General features: G+C 69.0%; 23 protein-coding genes, 2 pseudogenes and 1 riboswitch. Of the genes and pseudogenes, 18 read left to right on the top strand and 7 right to left on the bottom strand.

The window, feature by feature from the left end; translation table 11 throughout:
• Positions 1 to 5 precede the first annotated feature (5 nt).
• From ACZ6MZ_RS05015 to ACZ6MZ_RS04970, 10 genes and pseudogenes are all read left to right on the top strand, one after another.
• A complete protein-coding gene (locus ACZ6MZ_RS05015) occupies positions 6 to 770 on the top strand; it encodes a GntR family transcriptional regulator (protein WP_384184225.1) in 765 nt (254 codons plus the stop codon).
• A gap of 196 nt (positions 771 to 966) precedes the next feature.
• Positions 967 to 1,221, top strand: a complete 255-nt coding sequence (locus ACZ6MZ_RS05010) for a DUF3311 domain-containing protein (RefSeq protein WP_384184080.1) — start codon at positions 967 to 969, stop codon at positions 1,219 to 1,221.
• Positions 1,218 to 2,849: a monocarboxylate uptake permease MctP gene (gene mctP / locus ACZ6MZ_RS05005; RefSeq protein WP_384184077.1), complete on the top strand. Its 1,632-nt coding sequence runs from the start codon at positions 1,218 to 1,220 to the stop codon at positions 2,847 to 2,849. Before ACZ6MZ_RS05010 ends, mctP begins: the two co-directional genes overlap by 4 nt.
• A gap of 108 nt (positions 2,850 to 2,957) precedes the next feature.
• The gene (locus ACZ6MZ_RS05000) at positions 2,958 to 3,482 is read left to right on the top strand and encodes a GNAT family N-acetyltransferase (RefSeq protein WP_469349873.1); all 525 of its coding nucleotides are present in this window, start codon (positions 2,958 to 2,960) and stop codon (positions 3,480 to 3,482) included.
• Positions 3,483 to 3,528: 46 nt separating this feature from the next.
• Positions 3,529 to 3,659, top strand: a riboswitch (cobalamin riboswitch).
• 144 nt (positions 3,660 to 3,803) lie between these two features.
• Complete coding sequence (locus tag ACZ6MZ_RS04995; protein ID WP_469349870.1) at positions 3,804 to 6,251, top strand: ribonucleoside-diphosphate reductase subunit alpha; 2,448 nt, start codon at positions 3,804 to 3,806, stop codon at positions 6,249 to 6,251.
• Entirely contained in the window at positions 6,251 to 7,276 is a 1,026-nt protein-coding gene (locus ACZ6MZ_RS04990) for a ribonucleotide-diphosphate reductase subunit beta (protein WP_389942641.1), read from the top strand. Before ACZ6MZ_RS04995 ends, ACZ6MZ_RS04990 begins: the two co-directional genes overlap by 1 nt.
• Before the next feature lie 97 nt (positions 7,277 to 7,373).
• Positions 7,374 to 7,769: a PPOX class F420-dependent oxidoreductase gene (locus ACZ6MZ_RS04985; protein WP_469349866.1), complete on the top strand. Its 396-nt coding sequence runs from the start codon at positions 7,374 to 7,376 to the stop codon at positions 7,767 to 7,769.
• A gap of 231 nt (positions 7,770 to 8,000) precedes the next feature.
• Complete coding sequence (locus tag ACZ6MZ_RS04980; RefSeq protein ID WP_469349864.1) at positions 8,001 to 8,762, top strand: tectonin domain-containing protein; 762 nt, start codon at positions 8,001 to 8,003, stop codon at positions 8,760 to 8,762.
• A 165-nt stretch (positions 8,763 to 8,927) separates the two neighbouring features.
• Positions 8,928 to 9,098, top strand: a pseudogene (locus ACZ6MZ_RS04975) (transposase); the annotation flags it as partial.
• A gap of 79 nt (positions 9,099 to 9,177) precedes the next feature.
• Positions 9,178 to 9,291, top strand: a pseudogene (locus tag ACZ6MZ_RS04970) (IS5/IS1182 family transposase); the annotation flags it as partial.
• A gap of 29 nt (positions 9,292 to 9,320) precedes the next feature.
• Here ACZ6MZ_RS04970 and ACZ6MZ_RS04965 read toward each other — a convergent pair.
• On the bottom strand, positions 9,321 to 9,731 hold the full coding sequence (locus ACZ6MZ_RS04965; protein ID WP_469349862.1) for an Imm10 family immunity protein: 411 nt from the start codon (positions 9,729 to 9,731) through the stop codon (positions 9,321 to 9,323).
• A 631-nt stretch (positions 9,732 to 10,362) separates the two neighbouring features.
• Between ACZ6MZ_RS04965 and ACZ6MZ_RS04960 the strand changes: the two genes are divergently transcribed.
• Together ACZ6MZ_RS04960 and ACZ6MZ_RS04955 are read left to right on the top strand one after the other, a co-directional pair.
• Complete coding sequence (locus ACZ6MZ_RS04960; RefSeq protein WP_469349858.1) at positions 10,363 to 11,673, top strand: glycosyltransferase family 39 protein; 1,311 nt, start codon at positions 10,363 to 10,365, stop codon at positions 11,671 to 11,673.
• Between the two features lie 296 nt (positions 11,674 to 11,969).
• Positions 11,970 to 12,689, top strand: coding sequence for a DinB family protein (locus tag ACZ6MZ_RS04955; protein WP_389787545.1), 720 nt, complete (start codon positions 11,970 to 11,972; stop codon positions 12,687 to 12,689).
• 65 nt (positions 12,690 to 12,754) lie between these two features.
• Here the strand turns inward: ACZ6MZ_RS04955 and ACZ6MZ_RS04950 are convergent, their stop codons facing one another.
• The gene (locus tag ACZ6MZ_RS04950) at positions 12,755 to 13,270 is read right to left on the bottom strand and encodes an ATP-binding protein (RefSeq protein WP_389787543.1); all 516 of its coding nucleotides are present in this window, start codon (positions 13,268 to 13,270) and stop codon (positions 12,755 to 12,757) included.
• A 172-nt stretch (positions 13,271 to 13,442) separates the two neighbouring features.
• Between ACZ6MZ_RS04950 and ACZ6MZ_RS04945 the strand changes: the two genes are divergently transcribed.
• On the top strand, positions 13,443 to 14,285 hold the full coding sequence (locus tag ACZ6MZ_RS04945; protein WP_389787540.1) for a helix-turn-helix domain-containing protein: 843 nt from the start codon (positions 13,443 to 13,445) through the stop codon (positions 14,283 to 14,285).
• Positions 14,282 to 14,503 (top strand): DUF397 domain-containing protein, encoded by a 222-nt coding sequence (locus ACZ6MZ_RS04940; protein WP_469349854.1) that lies wholly within the window; start codon positions 14,282 to 14,284, stop codon positions 14,501 to 14,503. The genes ACZ6MZ_RS04945 and ACZ6MZ_RS04940 overlap by 4 nt, the downstream gene beginning before the upstream one ends.
• Before the next feature lie 15 nt (positions 14,504 to 14,518).
• On the opposite strand, the gene ACZ6MZ_RS04935 is transcribed toward ACZ6MZ_RS04940, so the two are convergent.
• Positions 14,519 to 15,232 (bottom strand): integrase, encoded by a 714-nt coding sequence (locus tag ACZ6MZ_RS04935; RefSeq protein ID WP_469349852.1) that lies wholly within the window; start codon positions 15,230 to 15,232, stop codon positions 14,519 to 14,521.
• A 347-nt stretch (positions 15,233 to 15,579) separates the two neighbouring features.
• Positions 15,580 to 16,341, bottom strand: a complete 762-nt coding sequence (locus tag ACZ6MZ_RS04930) for a maleylpyruvate isomerase family mycothiol-dependent enzyme (protein ID WP_469349850.1) — start codon at positions 16,339 to 16,341, stop codon at positions 15,580 to 15,582.
• A 62-nt stretch (positions 16,342 to 16,403) separates the two neighbouring features.
• Between ACZ6MZ_RS04930 and ACZ6MZ_RS04925 the strand changes: the two genes are divergently transcribed.
• Both ACZ6MZ_RS04925 and ACZ6MZ_RS04920 read left to right on the top strand, forming a co-directional pair.
• The gene (locus tag ACZ6MZ_RS04925; protein WP_389787532.1) at positions 16,404 to 17,330 is read left to right on the top strand and encodes a MerR family transcriptional regulator; all 927 of its coding nucleotides are present in this window, start codon (positions 16,404 to 16,406) and stop codon (positions 17,328 to 17,330) included.
• Positions 17,279 to 17,707, top strand: coding sequence for an SbtR family transcriptional regulator (locus ACZ6MZ_RS04920; protein WP_389787530.1), 429 nt, complete (start codon positions 17,279 to 17,281; stop codon positions 17,705 to 17,707). Before ACZ6MZ_RS04925 ends, ACZ6MZ_RS04920 begins: the two co-directional genes overlap by 52 nt.
• Here ACZ6MZ_RS04920 and ACZ6MZ_RS04915 read toward each other — a convergent pair.
• Positions 17,647 to 18,786, bottom strand: a complete 1,140-nt coding sequence (locus tag ACZ6MZ_RS04915; protein ID WP_469349847.1) for a winged helix DNA-binding domain-containing protein — start codon at positions 18,784 to 18,786, stop codon at positions 17,647 to 17,649. The genes ACZ6MZ_RS04920 and ACZ6MZ_RS04915 overlap by 61 nt on opposite strands.
• A gap of 43 nt (positions 18,787 to 18,829) precedes the next feature.
• On the opposite strand from ACZ6MZ_RS04915, the gene ACZ6MZ_RS04910 reads away from it, so the two are divergent.
• Both ACZ6MZ_RS04910 and ACZ6MZ_RS04905 read left to right on the top strand, forming a co-directional pair.
• Positions 18,830 to 19,261 (top strand): ribosomal maturation YjgA family protein, encoded by a 432-nt coding sequence (locus ACZ6MZ_RS04910; protein ID WP_469349845.1) that lies wholly within the window; start codon positions 18,830 to 18,832, stop codon positions 19,259 to 19,261.
• A gap of 157 nt (positions 19,262 to 19,418) precedes the next feature.
• On the top strand, positions 19,419 to 20,384 hold the full coding sequence (locus ACZ6MZ_RS04905) for a GlxA family transcriptional regulator (protein ID WP_389787524.1): 966 nt from the start codon (positions 19,419 to 19,421) through the stop codon (positions 20,382 to 20,384).
• Positions 20,385 to 20,453: 69 nt separating this feature from the next.
• Here ACZ6MZ_RS04905 and ACZ6MZ_RS04900 read toward each other — a convergent pair whose 3' ends face one another.
• Both ACZ6MZ_RS04900 and def read right to left on the bottom strand, forming a co-directional pair.
• Positions 20,454 to 21,191, bottom strand: coding sequence for a D-Ala-D-Ala carboxypeptidase family metallohydrolase (locus ACZ6MZ_RS04900; RefSeq protein WP_389787521.1), 738 nt, complete (start codon positions 21,189 to 21,191; stop codon positions 20,454 to 20,456).
• 264 nt (positions 21,192 to 21,455) lie between these two features.
• Positions 21,456 to 22,112, bottom strand: coding sequence for a peptide deformylase (gene def, locus ACZ6MZ_RS04895; RefSeq protein ID WP_384184009.1), 657 nt, complete (start codon positions 22,110 to 22,112; stop codon positions 21,456 to 21,458).
• Positions 22,113 to 22,157 lie beyond the last annotated feature (45 nt).

Here is a 22,157-nt window from a genome sequence, read left to right as displayed (position 1 = left end):
AGGCCATGGTGAAGGACGGGGGCGGCACGGAGACCGAGGGCGGGGCTGCCACCCGCACGGCACGGGTGCCAAAGTACTACCGGTTGAAGCGTCATCTGCTCGATATGACGGAGACGCTGCCGCCCGGCACGCCGGTGCCTCCGGAACGTACGCTCGCCGCCGAGTTCGACACCTCGCGCACGACCGTACGGCAGGCGCTCCAGGAGCTGGTGGTCGAAGGCCGGCTCGAACGTATCCAGGGCAAGGGCACCTTCGTGGCCAAGCCCAAGGTCTCCCAGGCCCTCCAGCTCACCTCGTACACCGAGGACATGCGGGCCCAGGGCCTGGAGCCGGCCTCGCAGCTGCTGGACATCGGCTACGTCACCTCCGACGACACGCTGGCCGGGCTGCTCGACATCACCGCGGGCGGACGCGTGCTGCGCATCGAGCGGCTGCGGCTGGCCAGTGGTGAGCCGATGGCCATCGAGACCACGCACCTGTCGGCGAAGCGCTTCCCCGCCCTGCGCCGCTCGCTCGTCAAGTACACGTCTCTCTATACGGCGTTGGCCGAGGTGTACGGCGTGCACCTGGCCGAGGCCGAGGAGACCATCGAGACCTCCCTGGCCACCCCGCGCGAGGCCGGGCTGCTCGGTACGGACGTCGGCCTGCCGATGCTGATGCTCTCGCGGCACTCCCTCGACGGCGACGGTGAGCCGGTGGAGTGGGTGCGTTCGGTGTACCGCGGTGACCGCTACAAGTTCGTGGCGCGGCTGAAGCGTCCGGCCCGCTGACGAAGCGGACCGACCCCGGCCCACTGACGAAACGGACGGGCCATCAGGAACCGGGCTCTCGGGCCCGGTTCTTTCGTATGACCGCCGCATACCGTTGCCGTACCGATATGCGGACGGGGGGTGACGGTGGGTGAGACCCGCGCCTAGATTACCTGCGCATTACGACAGGCGATCAGTGAGGGGACGGAGCCGCGGTATGTCAGAAGTTCCTGAAGAGAAACCGCCCACGGTCACACCCATGCGGGTGGTCATCGGCCTCTGTCTCCTCGCGCCCTTCGTGGCGATGCTGTGGGTGAGTTCGTACGCGAAGACCGACCCGGCCTTCATCGGTATCCCGTTCTTCTACTGGTACCAGATGCTCTGGGTCCTCATCTCGGCCGCGCTGACCATGCTGGCCTATCAGCTGTGGAAGCGTGACCAGCGCTCCCGCAAGGGGGGTGCGTCGCGATGAACGACGGCGTGAACGGCGTGGCACTCGCCGTCTTCATCTTCTTCTTCCTGGCCGTCACCGTCATGGGCTTCCTGGCGTCGCGCTGGCGCAAGGCCGCGAACGAGCAGAGCCTCGACGAATGGGGCCTGGGCGGCCGCTCGTTCGGCACCTGGGTCACCTGGTTCCTGCTCGGCGGCGACCTCTATACGGCGTACACCTTCGTCGCCGTACCCGCGGCGATCTACGCGGCGGGCGCGGCCGGCTTCTTCGCCGTGCCGTACACCATTCTCGTCTACCCGCTGATCTTCACCTTCCTGCCCCGGCTGTGGTCGGTGTCGCACAAGCACGGGTATGTGACCACCTCGGACTTCGTGCGCGGCCGCTTCGGCTCGAAGGGGCTCTCGCTGGCGGTCGCGGTCACCGGCATCCTCGCCACAATGCCGTACATCGCCCTCCAGCTCGTCGGCATCCAGGCGGTGCTGGACGTGATGGGCGTCGGCGGCGGCGAGAACACCCACTGGTTCATCAGGGACCTGCCGCTGCTGATCGCCTTCGGCGTGCTCGCCGCGTACACCTACTCGTCCGGGCTGCGGGCGCCCGCGCTGATCGCGTTCGTCAAGGACACCCTGATCTACATCGTGATCGTCGTGGCGATCATCTACATCCCGATCAAACTGGGCGGCTTCGACGACATCTTCGCCAAGGCGGGTGACGCGTTCGCGCAGCCCAATCCGGCGACCGGCCAGCCGCGGGGCGCGCTCGCGCCGGGCGAGGCCGGGCAGTGGGGCTATGCCACGCTGGCGCTCGGTTCCGCGCTGGCGCTCTTCATGTATCCGCACTCCATCACGGCGACGCTCTCCAGCCGTAGCCGCGAGGTGATCCGGCGCAACACCACGATACTGCCGCTCTACTCGCTGATGCTGGGGCTGCTGGCGCTGCTCGGATTCATGGCCATCGCCGCCGGGATCAAGGTGGACAACGGGCAGCTGGCGATTCCGCAGCTCTTCGAGACCATGTTCCCCGACTGGTTCGCGGGGGTGGCCTTCGCGGCCATCGGTATCGGCGCGCTGGTGCCCGCCGCGATCATGTCGATCGCCGCGGCGAACCTCTTCACCCGCAACATCTACAAGGACTTCATCAAGCCGGACGCGACTCCGGCGCAGGAGACCAAGGTGTCGAAGCTGGTCTCGCTGCTGGTGAAGGTGGGTGCGCTGGCCTTCGTCCTGTCCATGGACAAGACGGTCGCGATCAACTTCCAGCTGCTGGGCGGCATCTGGATCCTCCAGACGATGCCGGCGCTGGTGGGCGGTCTGTTCACCCGGTGGTTCCACCGCTGGGCGCTGCTCATCGGCTGGGGCGCCGGCATGCTGTACGGCACGGCCGCGGCGTACGGCGTCGCCAGCCCGACGCAGGCACACTTCGGCGGCTCGTCCAAGGAGATCCCGGGGCTCGGTGAGATCGGCTACATCGGCCTCACCGCGTTCGTGCTCAATGTGGTGATCACCGTGGTGCTGACCTTTGTGCTGCGGGCGGCCAAGGCGCCGGACGGCATCGACGAGACCAGCCCGTCCGACTACACGGCCGACGCCGGTGACCCGGGCGTCAAGGTGGAGCTGCCCGCGGCCACATCGGGAGACCCCGTGCACTGACCCTGACCCGGGCCACGTAGCCGCCCACGGGCCGCCGAGTCCTCCCCCGCGCTGCACGGGCGAGGAACCCGGCGGCCCGTTGTCGTACCCAAGGCGCACAATCGGCTCATGGATTTCACGATCAGAGTGGCCGAGCCCGGGGAGTACGCGCGGCTCGGGGAGATCACCGCGCGGGGGTATCTGGACGACGGCCTCCTGGACTTCGGCGAGGACGACCCGTATCTGCTCACCCTGCGGGACGTGGCGGCCCGGGCGGCCGAGGCGGAGGTGCTGGCCGCCGTGGACGCCGACGGGACGCTGCTCGGCGGGGTGACCTTTGTCGCGGCAGGCGGGCCGTGGGCCGATGTGGCGCGCGCGGGCGAGACCGAGTTCCGGATGCTGGCGGTCGACCGGGCGGCCCGGGGCCGGGGCGTCGGAGAGGCTCTCGTCCGCGCCTGTGTGGCGCGCTCACGGGACATGGAGGGCTGTATACGGATCGTGCTGTCGACCCAGGACAGAATGCTCCAGGCCCACCGGATCTATGAGCGCCTGGGCTTCGCCAGGACCCCGGAACGGGACTGGGAGCCCTTCCCCGGGCTCTCCCTGCTCACCTACGCCCTGGACCTCAACGTACCTCCGGCCACCGGCCGCTGACCGCCGCCGACACAACATCTGGGGGGTGACGCGCCGTCCTCACCCCACATGTATGCTCGTCCTCGCTGTCAACGCAGGGGAATCCGGTGCGAATCCGGAACTGTCCCGCAACGGTGTGCTGTGGTGCGCTTTGTCGTACCCGCGAGTCCGAACACCTGCCGACGGCACGTCCGGTTCGACCGAGCCGGACGCCGAGACGTCCGGGCCTCGAGGCTGGGCCGGTGGACGCCGTACACAGTGCTGCCCGGCTGCGGGCCGTACGGCTGTGCGCGCCCCCGCTCCCCTCCCGACGGCCCAGAGCCGAGCGAGGGAGAGCACCACGTGACCATCGCGCCAGCCGATCCGGCTTCAGGCATCTCCGAGGTCCCCGCGCAGGTGGCCGACGGACCCGGGACCGCGTTGCTGCGGACCCTGACGGACCTGACCGCCGATCTGCCCGACACGGACCCCGGCAGAGTCGCCGCCGCCACGCTGCGGGGCCGTAACGCCCGGTCCGACGAGGCCGAGCTGCGCGAGCTCGCCACCGAGGCGGCCGCGGGGCTGATCTCCGAGGACCCCGCCTACTCCCGGCTCGCCGCCCGGCTGCTGACCCGCACCATCGCCGACGAGGCGGCGGGGCAGGGCGCGGTGTCGTTCTCCGCGTCGGTCGCCGTCGGCCACCGCGAGGGCCTGATCGCGGACCGTACGGCCGCTTTCGTGACGCTGCACGCGGACCGCCTCGACAGCCTGATCGACCCGGCCGGCGACGACCGCTTCGGCTACTTCGGGCTGCGGACGCTCTACAGCCGCTATCTGCTCAGGCACCCGATCACCCGCCAGGTGGTCGAGACCCCGCAGCACTTCATGCTGCGCGTCGCCTCCGGCCTCGCCGAGGACGCCGAGCCCGGCTCGGCCGCGGCCGCCCACGCGCTGGACGAGGTCGCCGCGCTGTACCGGCTGATGAGCCGGCTGGACTATCTGCCGTCCTCGCCGACGCTCTTCAACTCCGGTACGCGCCATCCGCAGATGTCCTCCTGCTATCTGCTGGACTCGCCGCTGGACGAGCTGGACTCGATCTACGACCGGTACCACCAGGTGGCCCGGCTCTCCAAGCACGCGGGCGGCATCGGTCTCTCGTACTCCCGTATCCGCTCGCGCGGTTCGCTGATCCGCGGCACCAACGGGCACTCCAACGGCATCGTCCCCTTCCTGCGGACCCTCGACTCCTCGGTGGCGGCGGTCAACCAGGGCGGCCGGCGCAAGGGCGCGGCCTGTGTCTACCTGGAGACCTGGCACGCGGACCTGGAGGAGTTCCTGGAGCTGCGGGACAACACCGGTGAGGACGCCAGGCGTACGCACAATCTGAATCTGGCGCACTGGATCCCGGACGAGTTCATGCGCCGGGTCGAGACGGACGGCGTCTGGTCGCTGTTCTCGCCGTCCGATGTGCCGGAGCTGGTCGACCTGTGGGGCGACGCGTTCGACGCGGCGTACCGCGCGGCGGAGGCGGCGGGCCTGGCCCGCAGGACCCTCCCGGCCCGGGAGCTGTACGGCAGGATGATGCGCACGCTCGCCCAGACCGGCAACGGCTGGATGACCTTCAAGGACGCCTCGAACCGTACGGCCAACCAGACGGCCGAGCCCGGAAAGGTCGTCCACTCCTCCAACCTCTGCACGGAGATCCTGGAGGTGACGGACGACGGGGAGACGGCCGTCTGCAACCTCGGTTCCGTCAACCTCGGCGCGTTCGTGCTGGATTCGGGCGAGATCGACTGGGAGCGGCTGGACGAGACCGTCCGTACCGCCGTGACCTTCCTCGACCGGGTCGTGGACATCAACTTCTACCCGACCGAGCAGGCGGGCCGCTCCAACGCCACCTGGCGTCCGGTGGGCCTGGGCGCGATGGGCCTCCAGGACGTCTTCTTCAAGAAGCGGCTGGCCTTCGACTCGGCCGAGGCCGCCGCGCTCTCCACCCGGATCGCCGAGCGCATCATGCTCGCGGCGTACGAGGCGTCCTGCGACCTCGCCGAGCGCAACGGCCCGGCGCCCGCGTGGTCGAAGACGCGCGCGGCGCGCGGGGTGCTGCACCCCGACCACTACGACGTCGAGCTGAACTGGCCGGAGCGCTGGGACGCCCTGCGCGCCCGGGTCGCCTCGACCGGCATGCGGAACTCCCTGCTGCTGGCCATCGCGCCGACGGCGACCATCGCCTCGATCGCGGGCGTGTACGAGTGCATCGAGCCGCAGGTCTCCAACCTCTTCAAGCGCGAGACGCTCTCCGGGGAGTTCCTCCAGGTCAACTCGTACCTGGTGGCGGACCTGAAGAAGCTCGGCGTCTGGGACACCCAGACGCGTGAGGCGCTGCGCGAGTCGAACGGCTCGGTGGCGGGCTTCACCTGGGTGCCCGCGGAGGTCCGCGACCTGTACCGCACGGCGTGGGAGATCCCGCAGCGCGGTCTGATCGACATGGCGGCGGCCCGTACGCCGTTCCTCGACCAGAGCCAGTCGCTGAACCTGTTCCTGGAGACGCCGACCATCGGGAAGCTCAGCTCGATGTACGCGTACGCCTGGAAGAAGGGCCTCAAGACGACGTACTACCTGCGCTCGCGCCCGGCGACCCGGATCGCCCGCGCGGCGGGGGCTTCAGCGGGGGCTTCGGCGGCGTCCTCGGCGGGCTCTTCGGCGCCGAGGAGCGTGCCCGTACCCGTACCCGTACCGGCGCAGGCGACGCCGGAAGAGGCGCTCGCCTGCTCCCTGGAAAACCCCGAGTCCTGCGAGGCGTGCCAGTAATGAGCTCCACCAGCCCCACCACCACCAAGAACCTGCTCGACCCGGGCTTCGAGCTGACGCTGCGGCCGATGCGCTACCCGGACTTCTACGAGCGCTACCGCGACGCGATCAAGAACACCTGGACGGTGGAGGAGGTCGACCTCCACTCCGACATCGCCGATCTCGCCAAGCTCTCCCCCGGTGAGCAGCACATGATCGGCCGGCTGGTCGCGTTCTTCGCGACGGGCGACTCGATCGTGTCGAACAACCTGGTGCTGACGCTCTACAAGCACATCAACTCCCCCGAGGCGCGGCTGTATCTCTCCCGCCAGCTCTTCGAGGAGGCCGTGCATGTCCAGTTCTATCTGACGCTGCTCGACACCTATCTGCCCGATCCGGAGGACCGCGCGGCGGCCTTCGACGCGGTGGAGGAGATCCCGTCGATCCGCGAGAAGGCGCAGTTCTGCTTCCGTTGGATGGACTCGGTCGAGAAGATCGACCGGCTGGAGTCGAAGGCGGACCGCCGGCGCTTCCTGCTGAACCTGATCTGCTTCGCGGCCTGTATCGAGGGGCTGTTCTTCTACGGCGCCTTCGCGTACGTCTACTGGTTCCGCTCGCGCGGCCTGCTGCACGGCCTCGCCACCGGCACCAACTGGGTGTTCCGCGACGAGACGATGCATATGAACTTCGCCTTCGAGGTCGTGGACACGGTCCGCAAGGAGGAGCCGGAGCTGTTCGACGACGCCCTCCAGCAGCAGGTCACGGACATGCTGAAGGAAGCCGTCGAGGCCGAGCTGCAGTTCGGCCGCGATCTGTGCGGCGAGGGTCTGCCGGGCATGAACACGGAGTCGATGCGCGAGTACCTCCAGTGCGTCGCCGACCAGCGCCTCCAGCGCCTCGGCTTCGCCCCGGTCTACGGCTCGGAGAACCCCTTCTCCTTCATGGAGCTCCAGGGCGTCCAGGAACTGACGAACTTCTTCGAGCGCCGCCCGTCGGCGTACCAGGTCGCGGTCGAAGGCACGGTCGGCTTCGACGACGACTTCTAGTACTCCGGCCCCTCGATACGGCGGTGGGAAGGACCCGGCCTTCGCATCTGTTCTTGCGAGTAGTGATTCCAAGAATGCTGAGCAGAGGGGCGAGGCTGTGTCACAGGCGTTCAACGAGGAGACGCGCAAGCTGCTGGACGGGAGGAACTTCGCCACCGTCGCGACGCTGAACCGGGACGGCGGGCCGCAGACCTCAGTGGTCTGGATCGTCAGGGAGGGGGATACGGTGCTGTTCTCCACGACGGCCGAGCGCCAGAAGGCGCGGAATCTCGCCCGGGATCCACGGGTCAGCCTCACCGTCTTCGACACCGCGAACCCGTACCGGTCCGTAGACATCCGCGGCACTGTCGAACTGATCGACGACCCGGAGAAATCGCTGCCGCGCGAGCTTTCGCAGAAGTACCTGGGCGAGGACCCGCCGGCCGAGCCGGAGGAGGTGCTCCGGCTGATCGTCCGGGTGACCCCGCAGAAGGTCACAGGCTTCTCCGTCTGAGGCGCCGGCCGCCGGGACCGCCCCGTCCCCCTCCGGCGGGCGGGGCGGTCCCGGCGGAGGCATGAACCGGCACTCGTGTCGATCCCCTCTGGGTGGGACAGCGCTTCGAGCCGAAATACTCCCGACCGAGCCGCTCCTGCCCCCGCCCCGCAGGGCGATAGGAATGAAACGCTGATTTACGGTCTTGTTTGGTATTAGCACAAGCATTCACCCGCTTTATCCGCTTCTCTCATGGCCAAGGATGACAGCCAAGAGCGGTTCGAGAAGGGATGGTTCGGCATGGCGGATTGGGTGAAGGTTGCGGGCAGTCTCACTGCGATCTCGGCGGGGTCCAGGACGACGGTGTGGGGGGTGAACGCGGCGAGCGCCATCTACCGGTACACCAACTACGACGCCAACCCATGGATCAACATCCCGGGGGCGCTGAGTGACATCGGCGCCGCGGCGGACGGCACGGTATGGGGCGTCAACGGGGGCAACCAGATCTTCCGGTACGCCGGGGATCAGGGGGCTTCGAACCCGTGGCCGAGCATCTCCGGCAGCCTGGTCCGCATCGACGCGGGCTCCAGGACGAACGTGTGGGGGGTGGACTCCGCCAGCTCCATCTACCGGTACACGAACTACGACGCCAACCCGTGGATCAAGGTCCCGGGGGCGCTGAGTGACATCGGCGCGGGCGCGGATGGCACCGTGTGGGGCGTCAACGGCGGGAACCAGGTCTTCCGGTACACCGGGGACCAGGACAGCTCGAACCCGTGGAAGAACGTCTCCGGCAGCCTGAAGCGCATCGCGGTGGGCTCCCGGACGAACGTGTGGGGCGTCGATCCCGCCGGCAGCATCTATCGGTACACCAACAACGACGCCAGCGGTGTCAACCCGTGGATCAAGATCCCCGGCACCGCCACCGACATCGCCGCCGGCGCCGACGGCACCGTGTGGCACATCAACAGCGGCGCCGAGATCTACCGCTACACCGGCGACCAGCCAAGCTGATCCCTGCCCCAACGTCCATGCGGGCCCACGACCGAGAGGCCGGGGCCCGCACGGATGCACTGGCCACTCCTCCGCATCGTCGCCCGGCTCGACCGCGCCCGGATCACCCAGGGACCGCAGCCCCTCGCCCGAACCGGAGGCCGCGAAGTCAACCTGTAGCGCCCGATGAAGGACGAGTTGCGGGTCTTGTTCCGTCGAGTGGCGCCGCCGACGGAGGTGGTGCGTCCGCAGGGCGGTGGTCGACGGCGGGCGGGCGATCGTGAAGTGTTGGCGGCGATCTTGTTCGTGGCGACCACGGGCTGCACGTGGCGGCAGTTGCCGCCGGTGTTCCGACCGGCCTGGCCGACGGTCTATAGACGATTCGCGCCGTGGTCGAAAGCGCGGGTGGGGGCCCGGCTGCGACTACGACCACCTGCGTCGATGGCTCCGCAAACGCGGCATCGCCCACCGCATCGCCCGCAAGGGCATCGAATCCTCACAGCGACTGGGCCGCCACCGCTGGGTAGTCGAGAGGACATTGTCCTGGCTGCCACCGCCGACTCACGAGGCGAAGCGAAACTAGAGCCCAACACGCTCAGGGCGGGCGTTCTGACGCCCGCACGCCATGACCTTCGCCAGAACGTCACGCAGCCGTGTGACGTCCGCTGCCGGTACATCGAGGATTGCCTCGATCTCCACGTCCTCCAGCGCCAAGGCATCGAGAGATTCCTGGGCTAGCAACACGGTGAGCACGTTGTCCGTCAGGGCAATCTTCCGGACACAGCCATAGGCCGTGTTCTGGTCAGGAGTGACCACACAATGCGTGTCCCAACCGAGCGCCAGGTCCTGCCGGGAGGGCTCGGCGACGCTGCCCATGAACACCAGGCTGAAGCTGCCTTCCTCCTCGTCCTCAGCCACACCAGCCCGAATGACGTCGTCGCCAGGGATGATCTCAGCGCCCACCACACGCGCAGTGAACCTGTATGTCATGCCTGAGTTCTACCAGGCCGCCCAACGGCGCCTACAAGCAAGGCCGACCAGGAGTGGCTGGCTACCACCCTCCAAAAACCACGGCGTTGATCGGCGCCCGATGTCGGCCCCCTGTGTGGATGGGCGGTGCGGGGCCCAGACCGTTGGCCTGAGACCTGCGAGGCCCGTGGCGGGTGTGGCTCAAGCGGATCGGGCTCGGCAGCTTGGTCATCTTGTCGAGGTCGCCACTCCGGGATGATTGCAACTAGTCATACATACGCCCGGATTGTGAAATTGCATTGCCCGTTGCACGTCAGCAACGTTGAATCGAGTTATACAAAGGGACCGCATCGACGCAAAGGGCACGTCAACTCCCGCTCGGGCAGCGCGACTTGCCCATGTTCAGAATGGGCGGAGCGCGATCCCAGTACGCGGAGGAATCATCGAACTGCAAGAGCGGACCAGCGCTCCTGTCAAAACCGTAACTGCGACGGTGTGGCACACGGCCCGCCGGCAGAGCGCGGGGAAAGGGCGACTCACTTCCTTCCTCGTGCCCGTCTTATCTTCATTTTTACTGGGCATCTGGGGAATCACCCGCGCAGGCACCATGTGGAGAGACGAGTCCGTCACCTATCAAGTGTCCCACCGGAGCGTGCCCGAGATCCTTGACCTCCTGCGTGACGCCGACGCCGTGCACGGTTTCTATTACCTCTGCATGCACTTTCTGTTCTCGGCATGGGAGGGCGGGCTGGTCACCCTGCGACTGCCATCCGTCGTCGCCACCGCTCTTACGACGGGACTGGTGGGAATCATCGCGCTTCGGCTCACTGCCCGGCCCGCGGCTGGACTGCTGAGCGGGCTGGCCTTCGCGGTAACGCCAGAAGTACAGATGTACGCCCAAGAAGGGCGCTCCTACGCGATGGTCAGCGCTCTGGTGGCGGTCTCCACGTATCTGTTCGTCACACTTTTGGATCGCGTGTCGAAGATCCGGTGGCTTGTCTACGCGCTCGCGGTCCTGGCCGCCTCGCTGCTGCATGAGTTCGCTGTCCTCACGCTCCTGGCTCACGGCATCACGTTCTTCCGCTCTCAACCGCCCTACGCAAACCGGCGGTACTTTGCCATCAGCGTCGGCGGCGTGCTCGTCTGTTTGCTGCCGCTTGTGCTGTTCAGCGTGGGGCAGTCGGGTCAGGTGTCATGGATCGGTCGCCCCAGCCTGGGTGAGTGGTTCGAGATCGGAGGTGTCGCGCTCGTCGCCTTGCTCTGCGCCGTGTACCTGTCGCGCTCCGGCCGGCCGGCCGCCGTCCCGGCTCTTGCCCTTCCTCTCGCGGTCGTGCCTACGGCGGTCCTCCTGATGGCGGCCGTCTACGAGCACATGTATGTGGACCGGTACGTCCTGTACGCGAACATCGGCTTCGCACTCGTGATCGGTACGGCGCTCGTCTTTCTGGCCGACCACGCGAAGCACCTGACCTTCGCACGAAGCCCAAAGGCCCCGTCCTTGTCCCTGATCGTGCTTGCCGTAGCGTTCGCCGTCGCCATACTGCCGGTCGCTGTCCACATGAGGACCCCTGACAGCAGGAAGGACAACGTCACCGCCATTGCCGCAGGAGTCGAGGAGATGTCCGAACAGGGAGACTCGATCCTGTTCGCCCCCGCCAGACGCCGAGAGTGGATGCTCTCCTACCCTGACCAGTTCGCGGGTCTGGCCGACATTGCGCTCAAAGACAACCCGAGCGCGTCCGGCACCTTGCAAGGCATCGAGCTCTCAGCGCCAGCAATCCAACAGCGCCTGGCCGGGGTAGAGAAGATCATCGTTTTGAGCGACCCGAAAGGCCAACCTCTCGACGCCACCGCCCAGGAGGCAGTCAAGCGGGAAGTCCTCGAACGTGATTTCGTCGAATGCCGACGGAAAGAGTTCAAAGGCGGCCAGGCGACTCTGTACGCACGCTCAGCATCCTGCTGACCGGGCGTTTCCACGCCCCCGTAGCGAACCGTCATACAAGATCGAGGCTGGCCTCGCCGTTTCGGTTGGGATGAGGCCGGAAGCGGCAGCTCCGGATCCGCGAAAGGAGAAACCGCGCTACCGGCTGCTGCACGTCGCCGCCCGCCTCGCCCGCGGCGGACGCCGCCTCCGCCTGCGGATCTCGGCGACCTAGCCCCCTCGGAGACACGAAATACCTCACCTACTCACGCCCGTAAGCCGTTAACCTCCGCCTGAGCGCGGTGAGGTACGAGACGCGACGGCGGAGGGAGCCAGGCATGGAGACAGAGGGCGCGCGGACCGACCGTTTGGGCTTGCTGCTCGACCAGTTCGACCAGGCCAGGGAGGCGGCCCAGGTGCGGCTGACGGGGCTCGGTGACGAAGAGTACCTGTGGGAGCCGGTGGCCGGTTGCTGGTCGATCCGGCGCCGGGGCGAGGCGGCGACGCCCCGGGCGTACGGGCCGGGCGAGTGGGTGCTCGACAGGGGCGCCCCGGACATCCCGGCGAACGAGTACGCCGAGATCGCCCGGCAGGCCGCCGGCGGCATGACGGTCGCCAAGATCGCCGATGACTGGAGCGTGAGCGTCGAGCGGGTCGAGCAGGTCCTCGCCCACACCGGTGCGCCGGAGCCCGACGAGACGCCGGTCACCACCATCGCGTGGCGGCTGGGACACCTGCACTCCTGCTTCGCGGGCCAATGGGAGTGGACCTTCGGTGAACGGCGACAGGAGCCGCAGCTGCTGGTCGACTTCACCCCCTCCGCCGACTCGGCACTCGAGCGGTTCTGGGCGCTGATCGACCGCTGGCGCGACAGCGTCGGCGCCGTCACCGACGAGCAGCTCGACACGGTCGGCTTCTCGCAGTACCCGTACGGCTCCGACCCCGACGACCCGTTCATCGGCGTGCTGGCGGGGGCCAACCGCGAATTCATCCACCACATGGCCGAGATCGCGTTGCTCCGCGACCTCTGGCGGGCCGGCTTCACCACTCCCCGGTAGGCCCGGGCACACCGCGAGGGTGTTCCATGCTGTGCGCCCGCCCGCGCGTTCGCCTCGGCCTCAGCTCACGCCTGGGCGAAGCGCGCGGCCGGTCCACAGTCCACCTCGGCCCAGACGAACTTGGTGTACGGGTCGCGCACGGTCCACCCCCAACGGTCGGCGTACGCGGCGACCAGAAGCAACCCGCGTCCGCCGGTCGAGTCCGGCGCCGGGGGCGTGTGGACGGCGGCACTCGGGGCACGGTCGGGGCGGGTATCGATGACCTCGACACGGATGGCGGCGGCGGTAAGAGCAAGCCGCACCTCGAAGTCCCGCCCGGGGGTGCGCCCGTGCGTGATGGCGTTCGCGGCCAGCTCCGCGACGACGGCCACGACCCCGGCCGCGGTGGACGTCGTACGCGGAACCCCCCACTCCTCAAGCTGCTGCCCGGCGAGCAACCTGGCCAGCCGGGCGCCGCGACGGCTGGAACTCAGCCTGATTCTGGCCGGCGGGAACAGGGGCGGAAGTGGTGGCTGGGGCGGGAGTTGGGCGGGGGCCGCCGGCTCGGTCGGGGCGGTGAGGCAATCAATTTCTGACTTCATACGGTAACCGTCGCGTCACGCCGGTAGCGTGACCAGGGCAGACGGGCGTACCTGCACGGCAGGTACGGGCCGGGTACGTTTTTGTACGAGCCACGCCGAGTGACCGGCACGGGGCGCCCTGCGTTTGTAGGTGAACCACATTCGCGCATCGGCACGTTGGGGTGTGAGGCGTATGGGAACCAGCCGTCAGAAGAAGCAGCGCGCGCAGGATGACGACCGGCCGGGCGTCTGGGTCGCCTACGGCAAACTGGTCAAGCTCTTCCGCGAGAAGTCCGGGCTGACACAGCAGGAACTCGCCGAGGCGGTGGGCTACTCGTACGAACAGGTCGCCTCGATCGAACAGGGCCGCCGCCCCGCGAAGTCCGCGTTCACCGAGGCGGCGGAGGTGGCGCTGAACGCGGGCGGAACGCTGGCGGTCCTGCAGGACGACGTGGATCTGGCGCGGCTTCCGGCCTTCTTCCAGAACTTCGCGCTGCTGGAGATGGATGCGCTCAGCTTCTCCTGGTACGGCGGCTATGTGGTCCCGGGCCTGCTACAGACTGAGGAGTATGCACGTTCCCTTCTCACGGCCCACTTCCCACCGTTGGACGCCGAAACGATCGAAGAACGAGTCGCTGCCAGGCTGGACAGGCAGCAGTTGCTGAACCGGGAGAAGCCGCCCCTCGTGGCTGCCTTCCTGATCGAGGAGGTAATCCTCCACCGGCCCGTGGGCGGAGACGCCATCATGAAGCGACAGCTCAGGCAGCTGCTCGAACGGGCCGAGGCACGCAGTATCCAGATTCAGATCATGCCGACGCCCTTCGGTGCTCACTCCGGACTCAACGGGTCCATGGTGCTGGCGGAAACCGGGGATCATCGCAACGTGGCGTACGTAGAGGCACAGGACATCGGAGTGGTGGTATCCGATCCGGACAAGGTCAGTGAGCTCTGGCTGCGCTATGGAATGCTCCGATCGCAGGCCCTCAACATTGGGGAGTCCGCACGTCTCATCGAGCACATCATGGGAGAGCTATGAGCAACCATCAGCCCCTGGGCCGCCCTTCTGGCCTGTCCTGGTTCAAAAGCAGCTACAGCGGCACCAGCGGAGGCGAGTGCGTCGAAGTGGCGCTCGCCGACCACACCGTGCACATTCGCGACTCCAAAAACGCGCACGGGGCGATACTCCGTCTCCCCGCCGCCGGATGGACCGCGTTCGTCTCCTTCGCGAGCGATCACGAAAACGGACCCGCCTGAACCCCGCGTCCGGCGTCAGGCCTCGCCGAGGTCGGTGCAGTACGCGATCGTCGCATCGTCCGCCGCCACCGCGTGGCGGGCCTCCGCCTGCCGGACACGGCGGATGATTTCGGCGGGTCCGCTCGACGCCAGGAGGGTCATGACCCCTGGCCAGTCGGCGAGCTCGAACCGGTCCACGATGCGGCTGGCTCCGTTGCTGAGCAGGACGGCACCGGTCAGTTCGGAGATCGGACAGCTTCCGGTGATCGCCTCGTCCGCCGCGCGCGGGTCGTCCTTGGCCACCCAGAAGCCGCCCGGCCGGTTCCGGTTGGCGCGCAAGTCCCTGAGGACTCGGCGGTACTCGTCGCTGCCCTCGGCAGCGGCCTTGAGCGCGGACCGGTACGAGCGGCTGATGATCACCTCTCGGGGATCGGAGACGACGAGCGGCTCACCGTCTGCTCTGTCGAGCACGAGGACCGAGCCACCGAGCACCAGGTATTCGATGAGGCCGTCGGACAGGCGCAGGATGGCTACGGTCGCCGACGGACTGATGGGGTCGGTGACATCGCAGGTATCCCGGTGATCGCCCGTCACCTGCTCGATGGCCTCGGCGAGCAACGCCGAAAGGCCGCGGTCCCGTACGCCTGCCAAGAGACTGAGGAGGCAGCCTCCCAGCCCCCCGGCGTACCAGGCCACACCATGCCGGCAGATCGATTCGGCACCGGGAATGCCGGCGCCGTCGATCAGCACCGCCGCAGCCGGTACGACGCCGGCGAAGTCCTCGTTCACGCGGCCGTTCCGCGCCACACTCGCCATCGTCACCCGCATACCCCGTAGCCCCCCTCCCGCCGATCAAGGCGTCGACACTAACAACCGCCAGGTCCCCTGAGCATGTGTCAGACAGGTCCGAACGCACCGGGACCGACACTCCGTCTCCCCGCCGCCGGATGGACCGCATTCGTCTCCTTCGCGAGACGCGCCCTGGCACGGGGCCGTCAATCCCGGGTCGGCAGGCGCTGTTGAAGAGCGGATCGGGTGGGGCCGGATCGCCAGGCGGACCGACGTGGCGCTGGAAGCGCCTTGCGGATCATCTGGGGCTAGAGCGCCGTGTGGGCCAGCCAGTGGTCCAGCAAAGCGCGGTCGCCCCTCACCGTCACCCGGTCGTCCTCCGGCGGGACGCGGTGGGAAAACACCAGCATGAGGTCCGCCACCGCCCCCGACACCACCACGTCGGCCTCGACCGGCCCGCGCTTCCACCGCAGCACGTCAGGCGTCCTGGTGATCACCCAGCCCTCCATGGACCTCGGCCGGAACCCGATCCGCTCGCCCCGGCCGCGCAGCTCGGCGACCGCCGGCCTGACCGTCTCAAAGGCCGGCGTGGACAGCAGGTCCATGTTCTCGCTGATCACGTGTGCCGCGAGGTCGTCGGTGATCTCGAACGCGCTGCCCGTCGCAAACGCCGCGTCATAGTGGTGGACGCAGGTGTCGCTCACCATCCTGCGCAGCCAGACGGACACCGGCCACGGCCCGAGGAACGTGTGCATCTCGGTGTCCGCGCCGGTCTCCTGGATCGCGCGAATCAATTCCTCCGCGCCCTCCCGCAGCCATCGGGCCCACTCGTCCGGGGCACCGGGATCGGCCTGCCGCGGGTCAGGGATGGGCAGTTGCTCGCCTGTGCGCACGAGTTCGGCCGCCCACCGGTGCTCCTGGCCGACGTGCCCGACGAGGGTGCGCAGCTGCCATTCCGGGCAGGTGGGCACCCGAGTGTCCGGGGCCCTTCCGGCGACCGCGCGGATGAACCCTTCCGTCTGCTCCCGCAGGCCCTCCACGAGCCGTGCGGTGTCCAGCGTCTCCGTCATCGAAAGCTCCTCTCACGGGGTTACGCCGGTACGGTAGAAACTCCAGTCCAGTGGAGATTCAAGTGCCTTTGCTCGATGAGACGCTCGGGATCGGCGACCTGGCACGGCTGACCGGCGTGCCGGTGCGGACCATTCGCTTCTACTGCGACGAGGGCATCATCAACTCGGTGCGCAGCACGGGCGGGCACCGCAGATTCGACCAGACGGCCGTGGAACAGCTCGGCCTGGTCAGACGGCTGCGCGGACTCGGGCTCGGGCTGCCCTCCATCAGGCACGTGCTCGCCGGCGAACGCTCCGTGGCCGAAGTCGTCGCGGCCGAGCGGGCCGCGCTCGACGTGCGGCTCGCGGACCTGGCCTGGCGGCGGGCCTCGCTGCGCGCGGTCGAGGAGGCCGGGCCGGCCGACCGGGCCGCCAGGCTGGAGCTGCTGGCCGCCGTGGAGAACGGAGGTGCCGCCCGCGACGCGCTGACCGGCTTCTGGAGGCGCACGATGGTCGCCCCGGTTTCTGAGGCGATGCTCACCGCGTTCGTGACCATGGCCGTGCCCGAGCCGCCCATCGACCCGACCCCGCCGCAGGTGGTCGCATTCGCCGAGCTGTTCGCCCTGGCCGGCGACCGGGCACTGACACGCGGCCTGCTGGCCATGGCGCGGGCCAACGCCGAACTGATCGCCGACGAGGACGAGCTGATGAACGGGATCAGCGAGGCGTGCGTGCTGGCCGAGCCCGCGGTGCGGGCGGGCGCGCCGCCCCGCGTGGGCCCCGAACTCGACCGGTTCGTCGCGGTCCATGCCTCGGTACGCGGCGGCAGCGACACCCCGCAGTTCAGAGGCCGGCTGCTGGCCCACGTGGCCGCCGACCGCGTCCCGCGGATGCGCCGCTACTGGCGACTCGTGGCCGAGGCCGGCGGCGACCCGGTCACACTCGGCGTATCCCACCTGTGGCTGACCGACTCCCTCGAACGCTCCGTCAAGTCCCGGCGGTGCTGCTGAGGCGTACCCAGCAGACCGGGGCGGTCCGGGGTGACGTTGGGCCGGAGGACCTGCGGTCGCTGCTGGTCAGTTGCTCGATGATGGAACAACTCCGGGAGGGTTCCGTGGGAACCCCGGGCCTGTTGTCGGCCCCCAGGGGATACGACTCCGACCAGGTCCAGCGGAAGCTTCGCAACGAAGTACGCCCGGGGCACGCCCCGATGCGGGTGGACGCCGTGCACCTCGTGGACGTCACCGCGGACGCCCAGGCCAAGGCGATCACGTGGGATCACGTCGCGTCGGCACTGACAACCGCCCATGCCGTCGGGCCCCGTGATCAAACCTTGACGATCCTGCTCTCGATGCCGGGGAACCCCTTGTCCCACCAGTGTCCGTAGCGTCGGTAGACGGCTGGATCGCGGTCGGCGAGCAGTGCTGACAGCTTCTCCGCCTCCTCGGTCAATCCTTGCCACGCAGCCTTGCCGAGCGTGCGGAAGGTGGTCAGTTCCAGCCCGCCGTCGACTGCGCGCCACACTCCGGCGACCTGCCCGTCGACGAGCAGGCAGGGCAGCATGTCGCCGTTGCGCCGGACGACCAGCGGCCGGTATTCCTGGGGCATGATCCGCCCGGGGACGGCGTGGGCCAGCAGCGTGCTGTCCCACATCGGCAGCAGCCTCGGCGGCGCCGGGGTGTCCTCGGCGGGCACGGTGGCGCCTGCCACGTCGAACAGGGTGGCGCGGCCCGGACCTGCCACCCTCACCACCTGGTCGCCGAGCTCGTGCAGCGCCTGGGTGATCGATGGGCGTCCCAGCAAGGTGAACCGGGCGAAGTCCTGGGCCGACGCGGGCCCGAACGCCCGCAGATAGGCGAGCAGCAGCCGACGCACACCGGCGCCCGCTTCCTGCGGCGCGGATCCGGGGGCCGCCGGGGAGGCGAGGTAGGCGTTCGGCTGCGTGAACGACCACGGGCCGCCGGTCGGCGCGTGATGCATCGGCGCGTACGTCCGCAGCGCCCACCACACGCGGTGCGCGTGCTCGCCGAACCGCCCCGTGACCTCGTCCTCCACCTCGGCGCCGGTGCGAGGCCGCGCCAGGAACCCGGCAAGCTCGGGGAGCAGCGCGTCGGCGTCGGCGTGGGTCAGCCCGGTCGAGGCGAAGCGGCGGTCGTACAGCCGCGACGCCCGCAGGCTGCTCAGCATGGCGGCGTGGTAGGGCGCGTAGTCCTCGGCGTGGACGGCATGCAGCGTGATCCGTATGAGGGTCGCCTTCACGATCCGGCGGTCCGCGAACGCCGCGTCGAGATCCCCGGGCACGAAGTCCCGCACGCGGTTCCACAGCGCCAGGTACGGCGACGCCGGAGTCTGCGCCTGCAGAGCGCAGAGCCGGCGAACCGCCTCCGCCACATCGATGCGCCGGCGTTCCAGCAGGAGCTGACGGTCCAAGGTGGCCAGGGCGAGCTGCCGCACGGTGAGGCTCATGGCCGGATTATGCCGCCCCCGGCCCGCCTCATAGGGTCCTGGCATGGGTGTTCTTGGGCGTGTGCGCCTGGTGGCGGGTGGGGTGGCGTTGCTTACCGTGGCGGGTGGGCTGGGGGTCAGGGCCGTGGCGGCGGGGGATGTCGCCAAGTACGCGGGTGACGCGCTCTACACCGTGCTGGTGTATGTCCTCATCGTGCTCGCCGCTCCCCGGGTGCGGCCCCTTGTGGCCGCCTGCGTCGCGCTGGCGTTCAGCTGCGCCGTCGAGCTGCTCCAGCTGACCGGGGTGCCCGCCGAGTTGGCCGCGCGGAGCGTGGTGGCGCGGCTCGTTCTGGGCTCTACGTTCAATGCGCCTGACCTGCTGTGGTACGCGGTCGGTGCAGCCGTCGCGGCGCTCGTGCAGAGGACGGTGACCGTGCGGCGGGGGGCTCCGGGTGCTCCGCGCGGCGCAGTTGGCGGTCGATCGCCCGGTCCTTGAGGTGCCAGATCAGCGGGGGCAGCGTGAGGAGGACGAACAGGACGATCAGGGCCAGAATGGTGAGGAAGGTGTCCATGTCCCCACTCTGACCGTTCCACGCAAAGGAAAGCAGTGGCAGGACTGTCACTGGGCATCGAATTACTGCCACACTGCTTCCATGCTGAAGAACGTGGCCGTCGTCCTGCTCGACGGTGTGCACCCCTTCGAGCTCGGCGTGGTCTGCGAGGTGTTCGGACTCGACCGGAGCGACGAGGGCCTGCCCGTATACGACTTCGCGGTGGTCTCCGCCGAAGGACCCGTGCTGCGCACCCATGCCGGGTTCACGATCGGCAGTCTGCACGGCCTCGACCGGCTGGAGGAGGCCGATCTGATCGCCGTGCCCGCCGGGGACTCGTACGGGAATCGCGCGTACCCGCCGGAGCTGCTGGACGCCCTGCGCCGCGCCGTGGACCGTGGGGCCAGGGTGTTCAGTGTGTGCTCGGGCGTCTTCGTGCTCGGCGCCGCCGGGCTGCTGGACGGGCGGCGGTGCGCCGGTCACTGGCGGCACGCGGCGGAGCTGGCCCGCGCCTATCCGCTGGCTCTCGTCGAGCCGGACGTGCTGTACGTGGACGAGGGCCCGGTCATCACCTCGGCGGGTACCTCCGCAGGGATCGACGCCTGCCTCCACCTCCTGCGGAAGGAGCACGGCCCCGAGGTCGCCAACGCGGTCGCCCGGCGCATGGTGATCCCGCCCCATCGCGACGGCGGCCAGGCCCAGTTCATCGAGCGCCCGCTGCCGCGGACCCGCTGTGACACGGTCGGCGACGTCCTCGGGTGGATGGAACGGCATCTGGACCGGGAGATGACCGTCGAGCAGCTGGCCACGCGGGCCCATATGTCCCCGCGCACCTTCGCCCGCCGCTTCCAGCAGGAGACGGGGACCACCCCGTACCGCTGGCTGCTGCGTCAGCGGGTGCTGCTGGCACAGGAGTTGCTGGAGGCGACGGACGAGACGGTGGACAGCGTCGCGGGCCGGGCCGGTTTCGGGAACGCGGCGGGGCTGCGCCATCACTTCCTGCGGACGCTCGGGACGACCCCGAACACGTACCGCCGCGCGTTCCGGGGCCCCTCGCACGCGGCGTGAGGCCCCGGAACCGCGTCGACCGGGTCAGATAACCGGGTCAGGCAGAAGCAGTCGGTCGACGGAGCGCGGTCAGATGCCGCAGCTGGGGGCCGACCAGAAACGGCTCGGGCGGTGGTCCACGTGGGCGTGGTCGTTGTGGTCCGGGTAGCCCGGGCCGAGGATCCCGTTGAAGCCGTGGTTACGGGCCTGCTGGGCCAGGGTGCACAGGGAGTGCGGTCCTGAGCCGAGGTCGGCGGCGTCACCGTACAGATGACGGCTGCTCGACGCTCCGCCGACCGCACTGTTGCAGGCCTGCGAGCGGAAGCCGCTGGTCACCCGGAGCGGCTGGTCGCCCAGCGCGTGCCGGAGCGCTTCCAGCTTCCACATCGTGCGCAGGGCGTTGGACTTGGCGGTGGCCGCGTCCACCGCTCCGCCCGCCCAGGTGGTGTTGCAGGTGTTCAGCTCGGCGTAGGTGAAGTGGATCGGCGTGCAGTCGTCGTCCTGGAGGGAGTAGAGCTTGTTGAAGGTGGCAGGCCCCGCGACCCCGTCGGCCGCCAGTCCGTACGCGGACTGGAAGCGCTGGACGGCGGCGGCGGTCGCCGGGCCGAAGGCACCGTCGATCGCGATGACGCCACCGTTGCCCGGGTAGCCGGCCACCCGGATCTGGAGCTGGGTGACATCGGCGCCCGAGGCGCCGGAGGAGAGGGTGCGGGACCAGGTGTAACAGCCGTCGGCGTGCGCCGTGCCGGCCGTGACGAGCGTCCCGGCCCATGCGAAAGACATGGCCATGACAAAGCTGAGGACAAGTCTCGTGGTACGTCGGAGCATCGGATCTCCCTATGGAGGCGAACGTGTAGGGCCGAGACTGGCGTAAGGGTCGACGCGCGTCAACCGGGCCGCGACAAGGGGCGATTGGTCCCTGCCGGCACACCGGCAGGGACCACCTCACACGCTGGTACGGCTCGGCCCGTCCGGCGACGGGGCGGCGCCGGCCGCCGATCGCCGGACGGTCTCAGGGGCGAGGCCGCCCCCCGATCGCCGCCACCCGATCGCCGCCCCCGCCCGCCGCCCCCGCCCGCCGGCCGGCCGGTCTCAGTCGTTCGGGACGATCTCGTAGCGCGGGGTGTTCTCCTCCATCTGCCGCAGCGCGTCCTTGCGGTCACGCTTCGAGAGACGGTCGATGTACAGGTATCCGTACAGATGGTCCGTCTCGTGCTGGAGGCAGCGGGCGAAGTACCCCGTACCGCGCACCGTGACGGGGTTGCCCTTGGCGTCCTGACCGCGCACCACCGCGTAGTCGGGGCGCGGCAGCGAGGCGTACGCCGTCGGCACGGACAGGCAGCCCTCGCCGGAGTCGTCGAGATGACGCTCCCCCGGCGGCAGCTCGTCCAGCACCGGGTTGCAGATGGCGCCGACGTGCCGCACACCGTCGTCGTCCGGGCAGTCGTAGACGAAGACCTTGAGGTCCACACCGATCTGGTTGGCGGCCAGCCCCACGCCCTCGGCCGTGTGCTGGCTGGCGAACATGTCGTCGATCAGCGCGGCGAGCGTGTCGTCGAACTCCGTGACATCCCGGCATTCCTTGTGGAGGACGGGGTTCCCGACGACGGTGATCGGGCGGGACGTGCCGCGCTCGCGGTGCGCCAGCTCGCGCGCCTCGGCGTCCTCCGTGTCCACGAGGAACCCGTCCCCCGGCTCCGCCACGGCGGCCCCACTGTCGATCCGCTGGTCCGTCTCCTGCTGCGCCATGTCCGCAGTACGCCTTCCTCGGTTCCCGATGCTGCCTGCACGATG

It is taken from the genome of Streptomyces sp. NPDC042201, assembly GCF_055582185.1.
This window is presented reverse-complemented; position numbering and strand designations above follow the sequence as displayed.